Source organism: Microbacterium sp. P5_B6, assembly GCF_056400345.1.
Window position 1 is genome coordinate 1 of sequence record NZ_JBFULL010000003.1, and the last position, 18,931, is coordinate 18,931.

9 protein-coding genes and 1 tRNA gene are annotated in these 18,931 nt (G+C 66.7%); 3 read left to right on the forward strand and 7 right to left on the reverse strand.

Annotated features, from left to right (window positions below):
* Window positions 1–1,572, reverse strand: a 1,572-nt coding sequence (locus AC1DP3_RS04945; RefSeq protein ID WP_477291896.1) for a DNA methyltransferase, incomplete at its 3' end; no start/stop codon positions are given.
* Window positions 1,573–2,022: 450 nt separating this feature from the next.
* Between AC1DP3_RS04945 and AC1DP3_RS04950 the strand changes: the two genes are divergently transcribed.
* Both AC1DP3_RS04950 and AC1DP3_RS04955 read left to right on the forward strand, forming a co-directional pair.
* Window positions 2,023–3,153 carry a tyrosine-type recombinase/integrase gene (locus tag AC1DP3_RS04950; protein ID WP_477291898.1) on the forward strand — a complete coding sequence of 377 codons (1,131 nt, stop codon included), beginning with the start codon at window positions 2,023–2,025 and terminating at the stop codon, window positions 3,151–3,153.
* A gap of 96 nt (window positions 3,154–3,249) precedes the next feature.
* Window positions 3,250–3,648: a (deoxy)nucleoside triphosphate pyrophosphohydrolase gene (locus tag AC1DP3_RS04955; RefSeq protein ID WP_477291900.1), complete on the forward strand. Its 399-nt coding sequence runs from the start codon at window positions 3,250–3,252 to the stop codon at window positions 3,646–3,648.
* On the opposite strand, the gene AC1DP3_RS04960 is transcribed toward AC1DP3_RS04955, so the two are convergent.
* Window positions 3,645–4,532 (reverse strand): YDG/SRA domain-containing protein, encoded by an 888-nt coding sequence (locus tag AC1DP3_RS04960; RefSeq protein WP_477291902.1) that lies wholly within the window; start codon window positions 4,530–4,532, stop codon window positions 3,645–3,647. The two genes, AC1DP3_RS04955 and AC1DP3_RS04960, sit on opposite strands and share 4 nt — an antisense overlap.
* A gap of 313 nt (window positions 4,533–4,845) precedes the next feature.
* A tRNA-Arg gene (locus AC1DP3_RS04965) sits at window positions 4,846–4,917 on the reverse strand.
* 327 nt (window positions 4,918–5,244) lie between these two features.
* Between AC1DP3_RS04965 and AC1DP3_RS04970 the strand changes: the two genes are divergently transcribed.
* A complete protein-coding gene (locus tag AC1DP3_RS04970) occupies window positions 5,245–6,048 on the forward strand; it encodes a M23 family metallopeptidase (RefSeq protein ID WP_477291904.1) in 804 nt (267 codons plus the stop codon).
* A gap of 47 nt (window positions 6,049–6,095) precedes the next feature.
* Here the strand turns inward: AC1DP3_RS04970 and AC1DP3_RS04975 are convergent, their stop codons facing one another.
* From AC1DP3_RS04975 to AC1DP3_RS04990, 4 genes are all read right to left on the reverse strand, one after another.
* Window positions 6,096–12,008, reverse strand: a complete 5,913-nt coding sequence (locus AC1DP3_RS04975) for a toxin TcdB middle/N-terminal domain-containing protein (protein WP_477291906.1) — start codon at window positions 12,006–12,008, stop codon at window positions 6,096–6,098.
* 6 nt (window positions 12,009–12,014) lie between these two features.
* On the reverse strand, window positions 12,015–15,599 hold the full coding sequence (locus tag AC1DP3_RS04980) for a Tc toxin subunit A-related protein (RefSeq protein ID WP_477291908.1): 3,585 nt from the start codon (window positions 15,597–15,599) through the stop codon (window positions 12,015–12,017).
* 120 nt (window positions 15,600–15,719) lie between these two features.
* The gene (locus tag AC1DP3_RS04985) at window positions 15,720–16,676 is read right to left on the reverse strand and encodes an NAD(P)-dependent alcohol dehydrogenase (RefSeq protein WP_477291910.1); all 957 of its coding nucleotides are present in this window, start codon (window positions 16,674–16,676) and stop codon (window positions 15,720–15,722) included.
* A 122-nt stretch (window positions 16,677–16,798) separates the two neighbouring features.
* Window positions 16,799–18,901 carry an MDR family MFS transporter gene (locus AC1DP3_RS04990; RefSeq protein ID WP_477292340.1) on the reverse strand — a complete coding sequence of 701 codons (2,103 nt, stop codon included), beginning with the start codon at window positions 18,899–18,901 and terminating at the stop codon, window positions 16,799–16,801.
* Between the last annotated feature and the right edge of the window lie 30 nt (window positions 18,902–18,931).

The window sequence follows — 18,931 nt, forward strand, 5'->3', positions numbered from 1 at the left end:
TGCTAGTTCGGCGCGCGAACCCGAGATGTAGTCTGCGCCCTTCACAAACCACAGCGAGATGTAGTCAAGATTCGCGGAGAACGGGCGCGTTCCAAAAACCTGTCTGAATTCGCTCTTCTKATCCTTCGTCTGCATGCTGGATCCCACGTATGGCGGATTGCTGATCAGGTAGATCTCGCCGCCGTCGTTCGGGCACACCGCGTTCCAGTCCACTTTGGCCGCATTGCCGTGCTTGACCTGGCCGGTCTCCTTCAGAGGAATGAGCGGGATCGAGACGCCGAACTTGTCCTTGAACTCGGAGTTCATCTGGTGCTTGGCGATCCACAGCGAGAGGATCGCGACCTCGACGGCGAAGTCGTCGATCTCGATGCCGTAGAAGTTCTCGATATTGATCTTTGACTCCGCGAAGAGCACGCGGTGCTTGTCGTCCAGTACGGCGAGGCGTTCGAGGATCGCGTGTTCGAGCCGTCGAAGCTCCTTGTACGCGATGACCAGGAAGTTGCCCGAGCCGCAGGCAGGGTCGAAGACTTTGATCTCGCTGATGCGCTCGAGCAGCGCTTCGAGCTTCTTCACCGAGTCATTCCCTGAATCCAGTTCGTCTTTGAGCGCGTCGAGGAAGAGCGGCTCGATCGTCTTCAGAATGTTGGGCACGGACGTGTAATGCTGGCCGAGGTCGCTGCGCTCGCCCGGCGTGACGATCGCCTGGAACATCGACCCGAAAATGTCGGGGTTGATCTCGCGCCAGATGAGCTTGCCGGCGTCGATAAGCTCCTGCCGCGCCTTCTTCGTGAACGCGGGCACCACGTGGTCGGATGACATCGTAAAGAGCCGTCCGTTGACGTACGGGAAGTCCGCGAGGTGATTTGGCTTGTCGCYGGGCCGTGTCGTGTCGAGCGCTGTGAACAGGTCTGTCAGGAAGTCAGCGGTGTCCGAGCCGTCGTCCAGCGTGTGCGAGCCAACCGCGTTTGTGAACTGGTTCTCTGCGAAGATCCCGGTATCTTCCGCGAAGAAACAGAACAGCAGGCGTGTGAAGAAGAGGTTCAGCGCGTGCCGACCGTGAGGTTGCTCAAGCAGGCCCGGGTTCGCGTGCAGGAGCTCGTCAAAGAGCTTCCCCATGCGCTCGGCAGCCTTGACGTCGGCGTGCGCCTCGGCGACGTATTGAGCCTTCTCCATCCCAGCCCAGGGGAGGAAGAAGGTGAAGTGCTGGTCGATCTCCCGGATCGGGAAGCCGATTGTCTCGCCGGTCTGGGTGTCGCTGGCGACCACCTCGACGTAGTCGGTGACGATCACGAAGCGCGTGTTGAAGCGTACGACGTCGGGTGAGGTCCTCAGGTTCTCGAGCCCCTCGAGGGGGTCGCCACTGGTCTCCTTAAAGTAGACGACCTTCTTCTGAGCGATCTCGCTCGAGGGGTCCGAAGCGACGTTGAGGTCGCCGTTGCGGAGGCGAGTGATGCTGCTCTGAGGCTTCCCGTAGGCGAGCAGCAGGTCGAAGACGAACTCGCGGTCATAGCTCTCGCGACCGGCCAGCGGCACGACGCGCTCCTCGACGGCCTTGAGATTCAGCCTTGCCATTAAGACTCCTGTTCTTGCGCGGGACAACGCACCACGATCGCAGCACCGCTGGTAGTGCCGGGCCTGGGGTTTGGAGACGGACCCGTCGTGCCCCGCCCCAGCGTATCGATGCGCGCGGACAGAAGTTGCGGCGGCGCATGGCGAGATCAAACCTTGCCATCCTCCGACAATCAGCCGCCCCAGCGATCGGGGGCGGCGCAGTGCTCGTCGGCGAATGGCTGCTAAGCGAAGCGCGCCAGCGCGGAGTCTGCAAGGAGTGAGCGGCGAGAACGGAGGCGGGACCGATCGCTACACTCTCGKCGTCGGAGKGAGGCGTCCATCAACCCGACGCCAGTTGGCGACGTGTTGCTTCATCTATCCACATCTCACCTCGGTCGCGTTGACGACGGCCGACCTGTGTCCGACACTGGCCGGATACGGACCGTGCGTCCGGCACGAGCGGAGGTCGAGATGGGCTACATCACCGCCTACGAGACGGCCAAGGGCCGCCGCTACCGCGTGCGTTATCGCAAGCCGGATCGCACCGAGGCGGAGAAGCGCGGCTTCACGACGATGCGCGAGGCGAAGCTCTACCTCTCGATGGTTACGGTGTCGAAGTCGAAGGGCGAATACATCGACCCGTCAGCGTCGCGAGTTCCGGTCCGGATGTTCGCCGACAGCTGGCTGCGATCCAAGCAGCCTCCGATGTCGAAGCCTTCGTACTACATGACACTTGAGCGGGCCTGGAACAACCACGTCGCGCCTGTCTGGGCCGACCGCGAGATCTCGTCGATTCGGCGCTCGGAAGTCCAGGATTGGGTGTCAGACCTCGCGACGAGGAAGTCGCGCACGGTGGTCCTTCGCGCATTGGGGATTCTGGCCGGCATCCTTGACGTTGCGATCGACGATCGGCGCCTCGCGAGCAATCCGGCCCGCAACGTACGCAATCTTCCGCGGCACGGGCCGGGCAAGCGCCGCATCTATCTCACGCACGATCAAGTGGCGACGCTGGCGGCGTGCTCGGCACATCCGACGCTCGTCCTCACACTCGCCTACTGCGGTCTGCGGTGGGGTGAGGCGACGGGGCTGCGGGTGCGCAGCGTGAACCGGCTGCGCCGGCGCTTCGTCATCGAGGAGAACGCCGTCATGATCRCCTACGAGATCCACGTCGGCACACCCAAGACGCAGGAACGCCGTTCGGTCCCTTACCCCGCGCGCCTCGCCCCGATGATCGAGCAGGCATGCGCTGGCAAGGGACCGGAGGGTTTGCTGTTCGGCGACGGGGTCAATCACATGYGCAACTCGGGCGACAAAGGATGGTTCGCGAACGCGGTCCGGCGGGCGCAGGAGATCGACCCGTCGATTCCGCGACTCACTCCTCACGACCTCCGTCACACTGCCGCGTCGCTCGCGATCAGCTCGGGCGCGAACGTAAAGGCGGTGCAGCGGATGCTCGGCCATGYGTCGGCCGCGATGACACTAGACACCTACGCGGAGCTCTTCGACGACGATCTGGATGCCGTGGCGACGCGACTGAATGACGCCATGCCGTTGGTGGCACTGCCCTCGGGTCCGCAGACCCGATACGCGCGACCGCTGTGACAGAGATTGTTTGGCATAAACAGCGCTTGTCGTGATGTCTTTTCGGACCCTGGAACCGATGCGTACCTACACTGAGACGCAACCGAGGGAGCGCGCGTGAGGCACTACGACGTTGTCGGTGCAGTGATTATCAGGGACGGCTTCGTGCTCTGTGCTCAGCGAGGGTCGGCCGGATTGCTCGGCGGTCTTTGGGAGTTCCCAGGGGGCAAGATTGAGCATGGCGAAACACCACAGCAGGCTCTCGTGCGCGAAATTGCCGAAGAACTCGATTGCTGTGTCTCTGTTGGCGCCGAAGTAGCTTTGACCCATCACCAGTATGAGTTCGGTGTAGTGACGCTACGAACGTTCTACTGCCAACTCGTAACAGGGACTCCATCCGCAACGGAACACGCGGAGCTGCGATGGGTCGCACCGACAGACCTGAGYGCGCTTGAGTGGGCTCCAGCTGACGTTCCGGCCGTCGACAAGATCGAACGTGAGTCCGTGAGGCTCTAGCTCGCCAGCTCAGCTGTGGACGGCCAAAGAGAGCGGTGATAGACCACGTTCTCGCGGGCCACTCGGTGTCGCTTCCTCCAACTCAGGGTCGCGACCGGCTCTTGGGACGTCGCATGAATCGCAACCATGTCGTCGCTGATCCAGATGCCACCGATGTCCAATTGCGTGTGGTGATTCGGACATAAACAGAGGAGGTTCTCCAGGTGATCGGCACCGAGGTGTGGCCGCCCAAGGGGGCGCACGTGGGCTCCCTCCGCGTACTTCCGTCCCTCGAATCCGCGCAACCCGATTCCGCATATCTGACAGCTGAAGTCGTATAACTGCTTGACTTCGCGAGCGACCGCTGTGTCTCGGATTCTGCGTGTGACGACAGCCGAGGCGAATGCTGGGTCGTGATCTTTTGCCGGTGCAGGTTCGACCACCGTCTGATTGTCAATCGCGTCAAGCCTGAAGCGGACTATCCGGAATCCGTCACGACCCATCTCCATCCACCAACTCGTTACGGAGTACAGCCCGGAATAGACGTAGCCGGCGCGCGGCGCGAAGGGAGAACCCGCATGGGCACCCCGGATGACGCGAACAGGGAGCCCCTGCACCAAGCTCGTTATGAGCCCAGCATTTCCTGGAGCCTCGGGATCCTGATCGGCGATTTGCTTGTTTGGACGTCGCTGATTGCCGCCATGGCCGGTGTAAATCAGATACGAGCCATGATCCTCATCATCTACGTAGCCCCCTGAAACGACGATCGAGTCCGCACCTTCGGCCTTCGTCCCGCTGATTCCCGCCTGACCCGGTCGATGAACCCAGGCGCTCTGCAGCTCTTTGCGATCGACAAAGTACTGGCCAACCTTCACGCCATCCGGTGTCCCAAAGAATCTGGCCATGTCAGCGCAACGTTATCGCGACGGATCCCACTCGTCGATGAGAGCTCTGTCGGGAGGGTGATTCTGCCGTCGGGCACGCAGACCCGGTACGGCCGACCGCGGTGACCGCAGGGAGCAGAATGCTCAGATTTTCGACGGGGCATGCGTCGMCCGAATTGCTCGATTTTGGCATTTCGAGACCCCGAACGAAGGCGCTTGACCACAGTCGTCGCTGCCCTCGGAGTTCTCAGAATGCGGGCAAAAAGCGGGCAAAAAGCGATTCTCGCATGGTCTGACCTTAGAAGAATCCCTGGTCAGATGCAAAAAAAGACTGTGCCCCTGGAGGGACTCGAACCCCCAACCGTTTCCTTAGGACGGAACTGCTCTTCCATTGAGCTACAGAGGCTGGCTCATCGATTCTACCGATGGCAACAGGGCTATCCGACCTCCTCCGGGGCTCAGGCCGAGGCTGGTCCGAACCGCCACACATCCGAAGGCCCCGAACGCCATGGGGCGAGACATCCGCCAGAGAACAGAACGCCTCTTTCCGATTCACCGTGCGAGTCGTACTGTGTGGGCTGAGGGCACTCGCTGACTCACCTGCCGCCGGATTCCTCCTGACACCTCTTTGCACCTGCGAAGGGACGGACTCGTCATGTTGCAACGCCCTTGTTCGGCTCGTATCACCGACTCGTTTGCCGATCACGTGAAGCGAAAGTCCAAGGAGCCCGGGGTGGACTACGCGGCGGCCTACGGGACCGACATCGTCGCGGCTGACGCGGGAAAGGTCACCGACGTCAAGAGGACGAACAGCGACGCCATGGGTCGCTACGTGCGGGTCTCGCTCGACGACGGAAGAACCGTCCGATACCTGCATCTGTCGGAAGTCCTCGTCGACGTCGGCACCCGCGTCGCCCGTGGCACTCTCCTCGGGCGAAGCGGTGGCAGCGGCGAGGGTAAGGACGATCATTACGACCCCCACGTACACACCAGTCTCTGGAAGGGCAAAGCGTGGGATTCCGATCTCGTCGACTTCGAACTGAACGCCGGCGAACCAAACCGCGGCTTCGCCGCGGCAATAGCGTCAAGAGTGGAGGACGATGACATGCTCGCATTGAAGATTCAAGCGTCAGGCAAAGAGTTCCTGTGCGCGATGGGGCCAGGGATTTTCCGTCACTTCATCAAGCAGGACCCCTTCGAGAAGATCAAGAACATCATGCGCAGCCAGGACGACTGGCAGACCATCAATCTGGAGGAATTGAACCCTCTCCTGCGCACGTACGGCTGCGACCTCGACATCTGGAACATGGTGAACGGAGACTTCGCGGTGCTCGACCCGGTGACCGGGACTCTTCAGGCCGGAAATATGTGGTCGGCGGCGGGAGCAACCCGCGCTGCGGTGAACGGGCTGGTCTTTCCGGTGATCGACAACTCGCCTGCGGTGGAACACGACAAGCGCTTCAGAGGCGAGTTCGACAGCAACTTCCCCGGCCTCGAACCGGTCGCCCCTGAGGACATCAACACGGACAACGTCTGAGAACGCAGGTCATCCCGCGGTTCCCTCATCGAGATGCGCTGGTCCTCTCACCAGGCGAGCGCACCGCGCTCGGTTCCCCCACCGACGTGATATGCCCACGACTCCCAGGGGTTGTTGACATACGCCATGTCGTTGATCGAGGTGCCGAGGCCCTGTTTGCCCGCAGCCCAGAGTCCCAGCCCGATGATGAAGCCGACCACCGCACCCGCCACCATCCACCCGACATAGGTCGCGGTGAACACCGGCCCGAAGATCCGGTTCTGCAGGATGTGCGTGCTCTCGTGGTCGAGAAGATCGCCGTGCCGCCCTTGCAGATTGCTGATGACGTTCCCCTGAGTGAACGCGAAGCTGCCGAATCCGAAGCCTCCGTCATACACATGCCGGTTCTGGCGCTTGCTGAGCTGCGACTGGTAGTTGCGATCGCCGCCGTAGAAGAGGTTGACGGTGTGCACCAGGACGCCCAGGGTGGTTCCGGCGATTCCCCACGTCGAGTCGGCAAAGAACGCCGCGTACCCCGTCCAGCTGTCCCACGCATAGATCTCGGTGGCCCCGCTGATCACTCCGTTGAGGYCGCCGGCGACGGCGGCACCGATGGCGAGCCCCGTTGCCAGTCCTGACCCGACGCCAAGACCGATGTAGCCGAGCGCGGCCGTCGCGATCCCCACGGTCGCGTACGCGAGCCACGCGCCGATCGCGCCGAGAAGCCCCGCCTCCAGGCCGAGCAGGAGGGTGTCTCCGAAGCTTCGTCCCTCCGCGATCCCCACGATGACGCCCGTCACGAATCCCACGACGAAGCCGATGCCGGCGACGATGAGGTCGTCAAGCCCGAAGAACTTTCCGGACGGATCACGCAGCATGATCGGGTTGTTGATCGAGTAGCTGTAGAGATTGAGGGCCTGCGGCAGTCGTCGCGCGTGCTCGGGATTCTCGAGTACGAACCAGTCGGGCGTGATGAACCGGCCCAGCACGGGGCTGTACCAGCGCGCGCCGAGCTGCAGCATCCCTCCCTCCGCCTCGAGACCGCCCGCGTACCGGCTCTCGACTCCGGGGTTCACCGGCAGGCCGAAGGGGGTGAACGCCTGCTGCAGCTCGACATCGCCGGCCGAATCGACGGCGCAGATGACCGAGCCGAGGTGGTCGGAGAGCACGCGTGACAACGTGCGGACACCACCGGCGCTGACCGTGCGCACCGCGACCACGAGCGACCCGACGGCGTAGCTCGTCCGCGATCCGCTGGATCCGGTCTCGTACACGCCGTCGATCCAGCGGGTGGTCTCGATCGAGCCGTCGGGACGAGTGATCTCCCGGCGTACCCGTTGGTCACTGGCGTCGTAGGCGAATGTCAGGGTCGTGCCGTCAGCGAGCACCATGCGCTCGATGCGATCCCAGGCGTCATACCTGAGGTCATGGGCGGCACCGACGTCGAGCGCTTTGCCGGCGTCGTCGCGGCCGATGTTCGAGGTCCCTTCGGCCCTGATCACGTGGGCGACCGCGCGGCCGCCCGCCGGGTCGGCCTCGAATCTGGTGACCCCCGTCTCGGCGGATTCGAGCAGGTCGCCGCGGCGGTTGTACCGATACGGCACTCGAGATGCCTCGGCTCCCCCGAGTCCTCCGGCGAACGTCCGCCACTCGACCAGGCGGAGCAGCGCGTCGTACCGGTACCGATGCCCGGTGACCTGGGGCGCTCCCCCGCCCGGTGTGGCGACGGAGTCCTCGACCGCCACGATGAGGCCGTTGCGGTCGTAGGTGTACTGCTGTCCGCGCAGCGAGACCCCGCCATGGCGGAGACTGACGCCGACGAGGCGTTTCAGATCCACGGTGTGGGTGTATTCCGCGGTGACGCCGCCGCCGAAGTCGACGTGCGCGGGCAGGCCGTGCATGTCGTAGTCCACGGACTCGACGATCCCGGCCAGGGTCCGCGGTGAGCCGTCGGCGTGGTAGCCGTGCTCGACGCGCTCGCCGTCGGGGTAGATCGTCGCTCGCACGTCGCCGCGCAGACCGTACTCACGCCGGAGGGTGAGCGGCGCCTCCCCCGCCGCCGAGGTGATCGCCTTCTCGAGCGGGCGGCCGAGCCGATCGTAGGCATAAAGCGTCTCGACGCCCGCCTCGATCTGCCGGTCGACATTCGCGCCGTCATAGACGGTCTCGCGGATGACCCGCGGATGCAGCGCGTCGCTCACGTCCGTGACGGTCATCTGGCGTCCCGCCGCATCGAAGGAGTACTCCAGCACCTGTCCCCGGGCGTCAGCGCGTCGGCGCACCCGCCCGGCCGCATCCCGCCAGTAGGTCCGCTCGCCTGCGGTGGTGTCGGCGATGTGGATCGCCGGACCAGGACCCGCATACGTGTAGGTGGTCGGCGTGGAACCTTCGGCATCGGTGACCGACAGGATGCGGCCCGCATGGTCGACCGCATAACGGGTCGCGACAACCGCACCGTCGAGGAGCGATTCGACCGCGATGAGGGCGCCGTTCGGGTCGAACCGCTCGACCACCGGGTCGCCGTCGTCGGCCGTCTCGGCATCCCATTTGAGGATCCGGTCGCCCTGATAGCTGACGCGGAACCGGCCGCCGTCGGGGTGGTCGAGGCGAGTGACGCGCCCGAGCGCGTCATACGTGAACCGCACCGACGGCCCGCCGACGGGCGCCGGGCGGACGTCGGGTGCCGGCGCGAGCTCGTTCGGGAATTCCTCGGCGGCACGAGCCCCGGGCACCCGGCGCGCGCGCCCGCCCAGCACCCATCCCCCGCCCTGCGCCGCGGCGGGAGCGGACCGCTGCAGCACCTCGCCGTGGCCGTCCGTGTAGGCGAACTCCACGAGCATTCCGGTGAGAGACGCCGGATCGACCCCAGCGAGAACCGCCGGGTCCGCTCCGGGTTCGGAGGGCAGGATGCGGATCGTGCAGGAGGGCGTAGCCGGCGCCGACGGATCGTAGTCGCGGTGGATGACGAAGGTCGTGAGCGCTTCGGATCCGTCGTCCGTCGTGTCGAACTGGGCGACGAGGCGCCCGATCGTGTCGTACTCGTAGCGCGTCCGCAGCCCTTCGGGCGTCGTGAGCGTGAGGGGCTGAGCCGTCCGCGGATCGAAGTCCGCGGTCGACGCGCGACCGAGGCTGTCGACACTGCGCACCGGGAAGACACCGTCGGCGTCGTACTCGATCGTTGCGCGACCCGTGGCGGCGTCGTCCTGCCCGACGACGTTTCCGGCGCTGTCACGCTCGACCGCTTCGACCGTCCGGTACCAGTCCTCGCCGATGCGCTGGAGTCCCCAGTCCGGGGCGATGTGCGCGGCGTATCCGGCGGGGAGCGCGTCGGCCAGAATCGCGAGTTCGAGGCGGCGCGTGAGCAGACCGCGCCCCACGGTTCCCTCGGGCAGTCCGACGAACGCCCCTCCGTCGTAGCGGAGCCGCTCGTCTGCCAGCATCTGTCCCGCACCGTCCCGAGTCGTCAGTCGTGCGGGAAGCCCGACCCGCCACGTCGCGGTGTCGATCGCGTAGGCGATCGACTGCACGGTCGTGAGCGGCGTGGCGTCGCCCTCGAAGCTCAGCTCGCGCCGCTTGGAGACGATGTTTCCGAACTCGTCGTAGGCGTACGAGGTGGCCTCGATGCGGTTTCGGCCGCCGTCCGAGACCTCGACCGCCGTCGCGGACACCAGATGCGGGAAGCACACCCGCACACCCTGGCCGTCGGTGAACTCGTCGCGTGCCTGCCATTCGAACCGGGTGGATTCGACGGGCTGCCGCAGGCCCGCGGAGTCCTCGACGAACACGTCGACGCCGATCATCGAGCCGGCGAGAGCATGGAGCCGTGTCTGGGCCGACACGTCCGGCGTCCGCGCCGCGGCGGGTCCGCCGGTGTCACCCAGGTGGAAGAGCGTACGCCGCACCGTCGTCGGTGTCGAGTCGTCGCCCACGCGGGTGACGTCGACGTGCTCGAACCCCCGGAAGACCCGGGCGGCCGGGTCGAAGCACCCGCGTGCGTAGTCGAATCGTGTCTCGGCAGCCTCGCCGGTGATCAGATCGCGGTCGATCAGCCGTGACACGACGTGCACGGGGAAGGGGAGATAGGTGCCCCAGTCGTCGGCACCCCTCTCGTCGATCCGCAACTGCGACGTCGTCAAATAGTGGATCTCGGTCTTGGCGCCCTGGCCGTTCGATACCGACGCGAGCAGGTACGGCTTGCCGATGCCGAGCTCGAGCATCCGCAGCGTGGGAGATCCGATCCGTCGCCAGAGCAGGCCGGGGGTTCCCGTGCCGAGCAGATCGACGAGCTCGAGCGACGCGGCATCCGGTGCGGGGGCGTACGGGATCTCGATCGGCTCGCTCCACGACACCCCCGCGCGATTGAGCCACAGGAGCAGCCGGTCGCCGTCGACGTACAGCAGATCGGCGGTCCCATCGCCGTCGAAGTCGGTGACGAAGAGGTTCTTCTCCTGGAAATGCGAGGGGAAGTGGGGCGGATGCTGCATCTCGACGACCGGAGCGAATCGACCACTGCCCAGGTGCGGCCAGTAGCGCACATATCCGGATCGGATCTCGCCCAGCGTGCGCATGCCATCGCCGGCGAAGTCCGCCACGAACACGGCGGTGTCGCCGAGCGAGACATCCGGGAAGTCCACTCCCCCATGCCGCCGGACGAATGTCGGTGCGGCCCACGACCCGTCGCCGTCCGCCAGGAAGAGCGTGAAGCCGTGGGGCCCCGTCTGCAGGAGGTCGGTGATCCCGTCTCCGTCGAGGTCGACGAACCGGCTGTCCGTCGCCGAGACCGACAGTGCGATCTGGCCGGCGAGCACCTGCGGCTCGTCCGACCAGCTCCCGTCGCCGAGGTTGCGGGCGACCTTCTGGAGGCGCGAGCCGATTGAGATGAGATCGGCACTGCCGTCGCCGTCGAGGTCTGCGAAGGTCACTCCCGGTGCGCCGAGGCGCATGCCGGCGGGTGCCTGCGTGATGCGGCGCGCGGCGTCGAACTGCCCCCCACCTCGATTGCGCCACCACCGCTGCCCAGTGACGCCGGTCTGCACGACATCGGGGAGCCCATCGCCGTTGAAGTCGACGAGGGCGGCGTCGCCCGAGCCGATCGGGAGGACGCCGTCGTCCGACGCGACCGGGACCAGGCGCGGGGCGAGAGCGAACGGTGCGTAGTCGAAGGTGAGCGGAACCTGTGATGTCCTCTCACCGTCAGCGGCGACCCCGGCGTAGCGCACCGAGGTCAGCAGCGACAGGCCGCTCTGCGGGGCCTCTTCGTACGCCAGCTCATGCACGCCGGTCAGCGTCGGCGCCGTGCGCGCACTGTGGCGCTCGATGTGCGTGCAGCGCAGACGCGTCGACACCGGGAAACCCGGGCGCGTCGTCGTGTACGCATCAGCGCGATCGGCGTAGGACAGCCGCAGCTCGAACACCGACCAGGTCGCGCGCTCGAGGTAGAGCTGCCCCCCGTCGCGCCGGTAGGAGTAGCTGACGCTGTTGCCCGCGGCATCCTGTTCCGAGCTGCAGTACCAGGCGAACACCCGCCCGCCGTCTTCGACCCGGCTCTCGGCGGTGTCGCCCAGCAGGTAGGCGTGTCCATCCTTGGTGCGGATGCGCCACCCGTTGCCGTCGCGGCGCACGTCCCAGAACTGCGTGTCGGATCGCGGCCGGAACCGCCCGTCGCCGACCGCCACGAGCGTGTCGCCGCCGAGGAGCAGATCATCGGTGTCGTCGTAGCTCGGGATGCCGCGCTCTGTGCCGCGGGTGATCGTGAGCAGGCCGGTCAGCTGCCATCCCAGGCCGAACGGACCGTTGCCCTGACCTGTGGAGTATCGGATGCCGAGACTCGGCCGGATTCCGCCGGGACCGGCGGGTGCGTCGATGGGCACCGCGTAGTTGCCTGTGCCCCGAAGGAGGTCGGGCTGGAAGGCGTCGGTGAGGCCGCGCAGGCCGCCTCCCCCTCGCGCGCCGTGCAGGTCTGTTCCGGATGAGGTCTCCATGGCCCGCTACTTCCGCAACTCGAAGGTGTACTGCAGCACGAGGGACGCACCGCGGAGCATTTTCGGATCCAGGCCCCCGCTTGCGGTGGCAAGGGGGCTGCCGGCCGGGGGCGCGAGGGTGAGCGACCATTCGCCGAACACGTCCCCGGCCATCGCGTCCGCGAGGTCGTTGCCGCCTTCGGCCGCGATGGTGCCTTCGGCGTTCGTCGTGAGCGTCACCGGCGCCTTGCCCGGAAGGTCGATCGTCACGGCGATGCCCGAGAGGTCGACGCTGTCTGCGCCGCCCTCGAKCACGAGGGCGAGCGACGCGGTGCGCAGCCCTGTCTCGTTGCGCGGGAAGGAGTCGGCATCCATCTGCCAGGTCATGCCGCCGGTCTGCAGCATGCCGTACCAGACCTCCGGGAAGTCGTAGCGGAGCGCGAAGTCACGCACGTGGATGTCTTCACCGTCTCGAAGCGGCAGCGCGACGATCGCGTCTCGCAACGTGTCGCTGTGCCGAGCGGTGTAGTACAGCACGAGCTGGACGTCGGAGATCAGGCGATAGTCGAGGTTGTTGCTCCCCGGAGGAAGCTGCAGCTCCCAGCTCGTGGCGACGCCGTGCCCTTCGAACAGGCCCAGGTGGATCGCGTCGCCGCGGAACAGATAGGAGTCGCCGCGCATCGTGTAATCCGAGAGCACCATCGTGTCGATGCCGTGCACGCGGGTGCGCTGGTCGGCATCCGCGGTGCGATAGTGCGAGACGCCGCCACCGCGAAGAGTGCCCCGGACGCCGCCGGTCGGCAGCAGCCCCACGATCTCGACTTCGACGGACTGCAGGCGCTGACCGTACGTGCCTGGATGCCGGCGGTCGAAGTCGTACAGCGATGTGTCGAAGCTCAGGACGCCGTGCTCGAGGAACTCCCGGAACGCGAACGGGTACTCGTTGCGCAGCGAGACGACCTCTTTGACCGACGACTGCTTCTTGGCCACGGCGGAGATGAGGTGGTACGTGAACGAGTCGATGTCGCGGACGAGGAGATCCGAGCCGAGCAGATCTCCGGTCGCGGGAACCGAGTACTCGGGACGGATGACGGCGATCGCCTCGTCGGTCTCGAAGTTGTAGGCCCGCTCCATGAGTTTCGCCGCAGCGATCGCCCAGTGCTGGTACGTCCGCGCGATGTCGCGCACGATGGCGGCCATCCGCGTCCACAATTCGGGCGTGAACACCTCGTCGTCGAAGGCGTTGAGGGCGTCGGCGAGAAGGGCGCGGCGCTGTTGCGACGCCTGTGCCTGGAACGCGGCGGCCTGTGCGCGGGCCTGGGATGCGGCCTGCTGCGCCTGCGCGATCGGAATCGCCGCCGCCGCCTCCTGCTTCTGGTCCTCGAGACGGCTCAGCTGATACTCGTACGACTTCTGGCCGCCGATGAGCGTCGCGGCGGCGGCGAGCTTGCCGCCCTCACCGCTCCACTTGCCCGACTCGATCTGCTGGGCGAGACCCCGGATCTCACTCTCGTGCCAGTCCTTGCCGGCGCCGTGCGCGGTGGCGATCGACTGGGAAATGTACTGCCAGTACCCGGCGGACGCGTACTCGGCCCGCGAATCCGCCGCGTTGTCGCGCCGGAGCTTGGCGAAATCGACCGAGCGGGCCGCGGCGAGCGCATCGGCCTGCGCGGCCTGCGCGAGCGCGGCCTGCGTCTTGACCTCGGTGTCGGCGAGGGAGAGGGAGCTCTCGAGGTCTCGGCGGGCAGCCGACTCCGCCTCGGCCTGCACCGTGAAGTTGACGTACTCGCGCTCCGCCTGCACGGATTGCTGCGCGAGGCCCTTCGCGACCTGCTGCAGATACTCGAACGTGAACGTCGGGGTGAAGGTCAGCCCGAAGAAGTCGAGCCCTCCGGTGATGTACGCCCACCGCGCCAGCACCGTCAGGACGATCTCCGCGACGGCCGGGTTCACGTCCACGGGCACGGCGTCGGGCGTTGCGAGGACGAGCTTGGCCACATCGCCGGTCGCGGCAAGCGACGGCGTGGCGTAAAGGGGGGCCGCAGCATCCGCCGTCCCATCAGCAAGTGCGACCTTCGCGTAGATCGCACGCGCTTCGTCGAGCCGTTCGAACCTGAAGAGCGAGTCGCCCCAGTCGAGCACATTGCGGGCGAGCTTGACCCACAGACCGGGCGCTTCGAGCTCGGGGTTGAGGTACGAATAGCCCGCAGCGGCGAGGTAGTTCTCTTCGGCACGCGCGTAGTCACCCAGCGAGTGATAGGCGTCGGCGATCCCCATCGGGATGACGAACGAGTAGACGTGGGTCAGGTACGCGGTCGTCACGGCGGCTGAGCTCATCGGGGGGACGAGGTCGCGGATGATCCGGATGTCCTTGCGCGGCTCGTACACCTTGGCGACGAGATCGTCCAAGGGAGCCGGGCCGTCCTTCTTCCACACCAGATCAGCGATGCCGTCTCCCGCGGGGATGCCGACCGACCAGGTGTCGCGCCGTGTGATCGGCTGCGCGAGCTGGTCGATGGGAAGGCTCACGATCGCGTCGCTGTCGACCCAGCGCAGCGAAGCGACCTTTGTCTCGGCAGCGTCGATGAAGGCCAGACCGCTCATGTCGGTGACGCCCTCCGCTCCCGGGAGGAACTCGCGGACGGGGACAGCCGCACGCGCGACGGGGAGGTCGACCCCGAAGACGGCTTCCTTCACGTTCGCGAAGGCAGGGCCGCCCACCTCGAAGCGCCCGATGCCTCCCTCGCGGCCGAACCGCCGCCGGCGGATGGGCTCGAGGACGATCGGCTCGGGATCCACCACGGCAGGTGCAACACCGGGCTTGACGCCGGCGAAGAGCGCCAGCTTCTCCTTCGCTTCGGCGAATTTCGCCTCGGCGGTGGCCGCATCGCCTGAGCGCTCTGCGGCGAGCCCCGAAGCGTGGAGCGACTGCGCGACGCCCGCGTCGTCTCCGGCGGCGGCGAACGCCGTTGCGGCACGGGATGCTGCGTCCGCCGCGGCATCGTTGGTGCCCACGCCGATGAGGGCGGTGGAGAGGTTCAGGAGTGCGACCCCTTGGAGCGCGGGCTGGTCGTCGGTGAGACCTGCCGCGGCCCGCTCGAGGAACGGTATCGCGGCGGCGGCATCGCCCTTCGCGATGAGCTGCGTGCCCGATTCGATGTCGGTGACAAGGTCGGCGTTCTGACGGCGGAACCCCAGTCCGGCGACGGCGGTGTCGATCTGCGCGCCCATCGGCCGAGCCGCGATCGGTGGGACGGGAGCGGTGACGTCGGGCCGCAGGGCCTCGATGAGCTTGACGGATGCCGACGAGAACGCCGACTCGACCGCCGCGCCGAGCGGCAGGGTGACGCGGTCATCCATCCAGCCCCGGCCCGGGGCGACCGCGGGATTGAGCAGCGCGTAGCAGCTGGCCTGAGCATCGCGGTACGAACGCAGGGCGGCGCTGTGTCTGCCGCGGTCTGCTGCCGAGGCGGCCTCGCGCAGGATCGTGCGGATCCGCTCCACGGCGGCGGCCGCGGTGTTCGCGGGGTTGACCGTGAGATCGGCGTACTGCAGCGCGCGGCTATCGAGTGTGGTGATGAAGTTCGCCGCGTGCTTGATGGATGCAGCCATGATGTGTCACTCCTTCTCAGGCGCGTCCCGGACGCAGGGCGCTCTCCTTACGCATGAGGCGGCGCTGGCGTCGTTGATACACACCGATGGCAATTCGTTCGAGGAGGGTGACGGCGCCCCTCAGGGGCCGACCGCGACGACGACCTTCCCGAGCGCCCGCCCTTCCCCGTGATAGGCGAGTGCGGCGGGCACCTGCTCGAGGGGGAAGACGCGATCGATCCGCACATGAAGCGCTCCGTCGCGGATGGGCTCGACCAGCGGCGAGAAGTGCTCGGGGCCTTGGTGCACGACGAGCACACCCAGCCGCGTACCGGTGACGGCCCCGACGGCGGTGCCGAGAGTCACGAGGCGCAGGAGCGTGCGTGCGGTGCCGCCGACCATGAAATAGCGGCCACCAGGAGCCAGCGCGCGGCGGTACGCGAACACGGAGCGGCGCGCCACGAGGTCGATGATCAGGTCGTAGGGGCCCGTGCGCGTGAAGTCCTGTGCGCGGTAGTCGATGACCTCGTCGGCGCCGAGCTCGCGCATGAAGTCGAGCTTGGCGGCGGAGTCGACGCCCGTGACGCGGAGGCCGGATGCCTTGGCCAGCGGTATTGCGAAGCTGCCGGTGCCCCCGCCGGCGCCGTTGATCAGCATCCGCTCCCCGGCACGTGCCCGCGCGACAGCCTGGAGTGCGATGGCACCCGACTGCGGAATCGCGGATGCCTCGATGAACGATGATTCGGCCGGTTTGGGTGCGAGCGCCGACGCGGGGGCGACCGCGTACTCGGCAAAGCCGCCCATCCGCTGCAGGTTGTCGCCGTACACTTCGTCACCGACCTGGAACGGCGAGTCCCCCTCGCCGACAGCGACGACGCGACCGGCGATGTCCGAACCGAGGATGTGCCGGCGCGGTGCGCGCAGACCGCCGAATCTCGCGTAGGCCGGACTGCCCCGCAGGGCCTCCCAGTCGCTGAGATTGACGGACGTGGCGACCACCTGGACGAGGACCTGCCCCGCGCGCGGAGTCGGCGCGGCCACGTCTGTCACGCGCAGCTGATCGATGGACCCGTAGCGGTCGTAGACGACGGCCTTCACGCGTTCAGTCTGGATGATGAGGCGGCGTGACCGCAGGACGACGGGAGCGCCGGTCGCACGTGGTTACGTCGTCGCGCTCCTCGTGCCCGAGATCGCGGGGCTCTCCGAGAAGCCGGGCCCTCCTACAGGCTCTCGTCGTTGTCCTCTGCCGCCCGGCGGAACTCCCGGGCTTCGCGCCGGGTCTGCGGTGCTCCCCCGGCACCGACCACCGCGAGCTCCCCCGTGCGCGAGGAGCTGGGCTCGACGAGAGCACCCATCTCGTTCGCGGCGCGGTTGGCCTCGAGCGCCGCCTGATCGTCCATCGCCTCCTGGAGCGCCGACTTGTCGCGGAGCGGCGGCGTGCGGAAGAAGAGCGACAGGACGAAGGCGATGAGCACGACCCACATGGCGACCCAGTAGACCGTCACCGCTGAGGCGTTGAAGGCGACGAGCATGGGCTTGGTGAGTTGCGGGTCCGCCCCGACGAGGAAGGACGTGTCGTTGATCGCCGAGTCGTCGGCGGCGGACCCGCCGCCACCGCTCGTGAACTGGTCCTCGAGAGTCGGGACGACGGATGCGACGAAGTCGGCGCGCTGATCGGGATCGGAGAAGTCGAGAGTGACCGTACCGTCCTCGGCGATCCGGGCGACGGGGACCTGCTGCTGGATCTTCTCGGTGGCGGCGGCCTGAGCCTGCGCGACGGCCTGCGTGGTCGCCTGTTCCTGGGCGGCGGCGGGGATGGCGCCGGCGGCGACCTGGTCGGCGACCGCCTGGGTCGCGGCATCCGTCGCCTTCGTCAGACCCGCTTCGATCTGGGCTGTCGTCGCATCCGTGATGCCGGTCACGATCGGCGTGTAGATCTGCTCCATGATCCCGGCGTTGGCGGGGTCGTTCGCGACCTCGGGATCGAGCGCCGCGTCGAGGGCCGCGGTGAGGGTGTCCTCGTCGGCGAACGACGTCTGGATGTTCGCGGGAAGGACGGCGAACATGAGCGAGAGCAGCACGGCGGTGCCGAGCGTTCCGCCGATCTGGCGGAAGAAGGTCGATGCGCTCGTGGCGACGCCCATATCGCGGAGACCGACGGAGTTCTGGCTGGCGATGGTGAGGGTCTGCATGAGCTGGCCGAGTCCGAGACCGAGGAGGAGCATCGCCCCGGCGAGGAACCAGTACGAGCCGTCGTACTGAAGGCGTGTCAGCCAGAAGAACGCGACCGACATGAGGGCCGTGCCGAGAATGGGGAACATGCGGTAGCGCCCGGTGCGAGCGATGATCTGACCGCTGCCGATCGAGGCGATCATCAAGCCGAGGATCATCGGCAGCATCTGCAGGCCGCTCTCGGTCGGCGTCGAGCCGAGGACGAGCTGCAGGTACAGCGGGATGGTGAGCATCGCCCCGAACATCCCGAAGCCGACGAAGACGCCGATCACCGTCGCCATCGAGAAGGTCGGCGACCGGAAGAGCTTCAGGGGGATGAGCGCGTCGTCCTTCATCCGGATCTCGGTGATGATGAACGCCACGATGCCGACCGCCCCGATGACGTAGCAGGCGACCGAGATCGGCGAGCTCCAGCCCCAGACGCGGCCCTGCTCGGCGACGAGGAGAAGCGGCACGAGGGACATGATGACGAAGGCCGCACCGAACCAGTCGATGCGCACGGAACCGCGTGAATGCCTGGGGATGTGCAGGAACCGCAGCACGATCGCGAGGGCGAAGAGCCCGATCGGCACGTTGATGAGGAAGACCCAGCGCCACCCGGCGATGCCGAGGATCTCTTCGGTGCCGGCGAACAGCCCGCCGATGAGGGGTCCGAGCAAGCTCGAGATGCCGAACACCGCGAGGAAATAGCCCTGGTACTTCGCTCGCTCGCGTGGGGCGAGGATGTCGCCCATGATCGCGAGAGGCATCGACATGAGACCGCCCGCGCCGAGGCCCTGCACCGCTCGGAACGCGGCGAGCTCCAGCATCGACGTCGAGAACGACGCGAGGATCGATCCGATGATGAACACGACGATCGCGAAGATGAACAGGGGTCGTCGGCCGAAGATGTCGGAGAGCTTGCCGTAGATCGGCGTCGAAATGGTCGACGTGATGAGGTAGGCGGTCGTGACCCACGCCTGCTGGCTCAGTCCGTGCAGATCGTCACCGATCGTGCGGATCGCCGTTCCCACGATCGTCTGATCGAGGGCAGACAGGAACATGCCCGCCATCAGGCCGAAGATGACGAACAGGATCATCCGGTGCGTCATGATCGGAGCGCTGGCGGGCGCTCCAACCGT

Coding starts and splice junctions, on each gene's coding strand:
- AC1DP3_RS04990 (WP_477292340.1), bottom strand. CDS start 18,901: ATGACGCACCGGATGATCCTGTTCGTCATCTTCGGCCTGATGGCGGGC.
- AC1DP3_RS04960 (WP_477291902.1), bottom strand. CDS start 4,532: ATGGCCAGATTCTTTGGGACACCGGATGGCGTGAAGGTTGGCCAGTAC.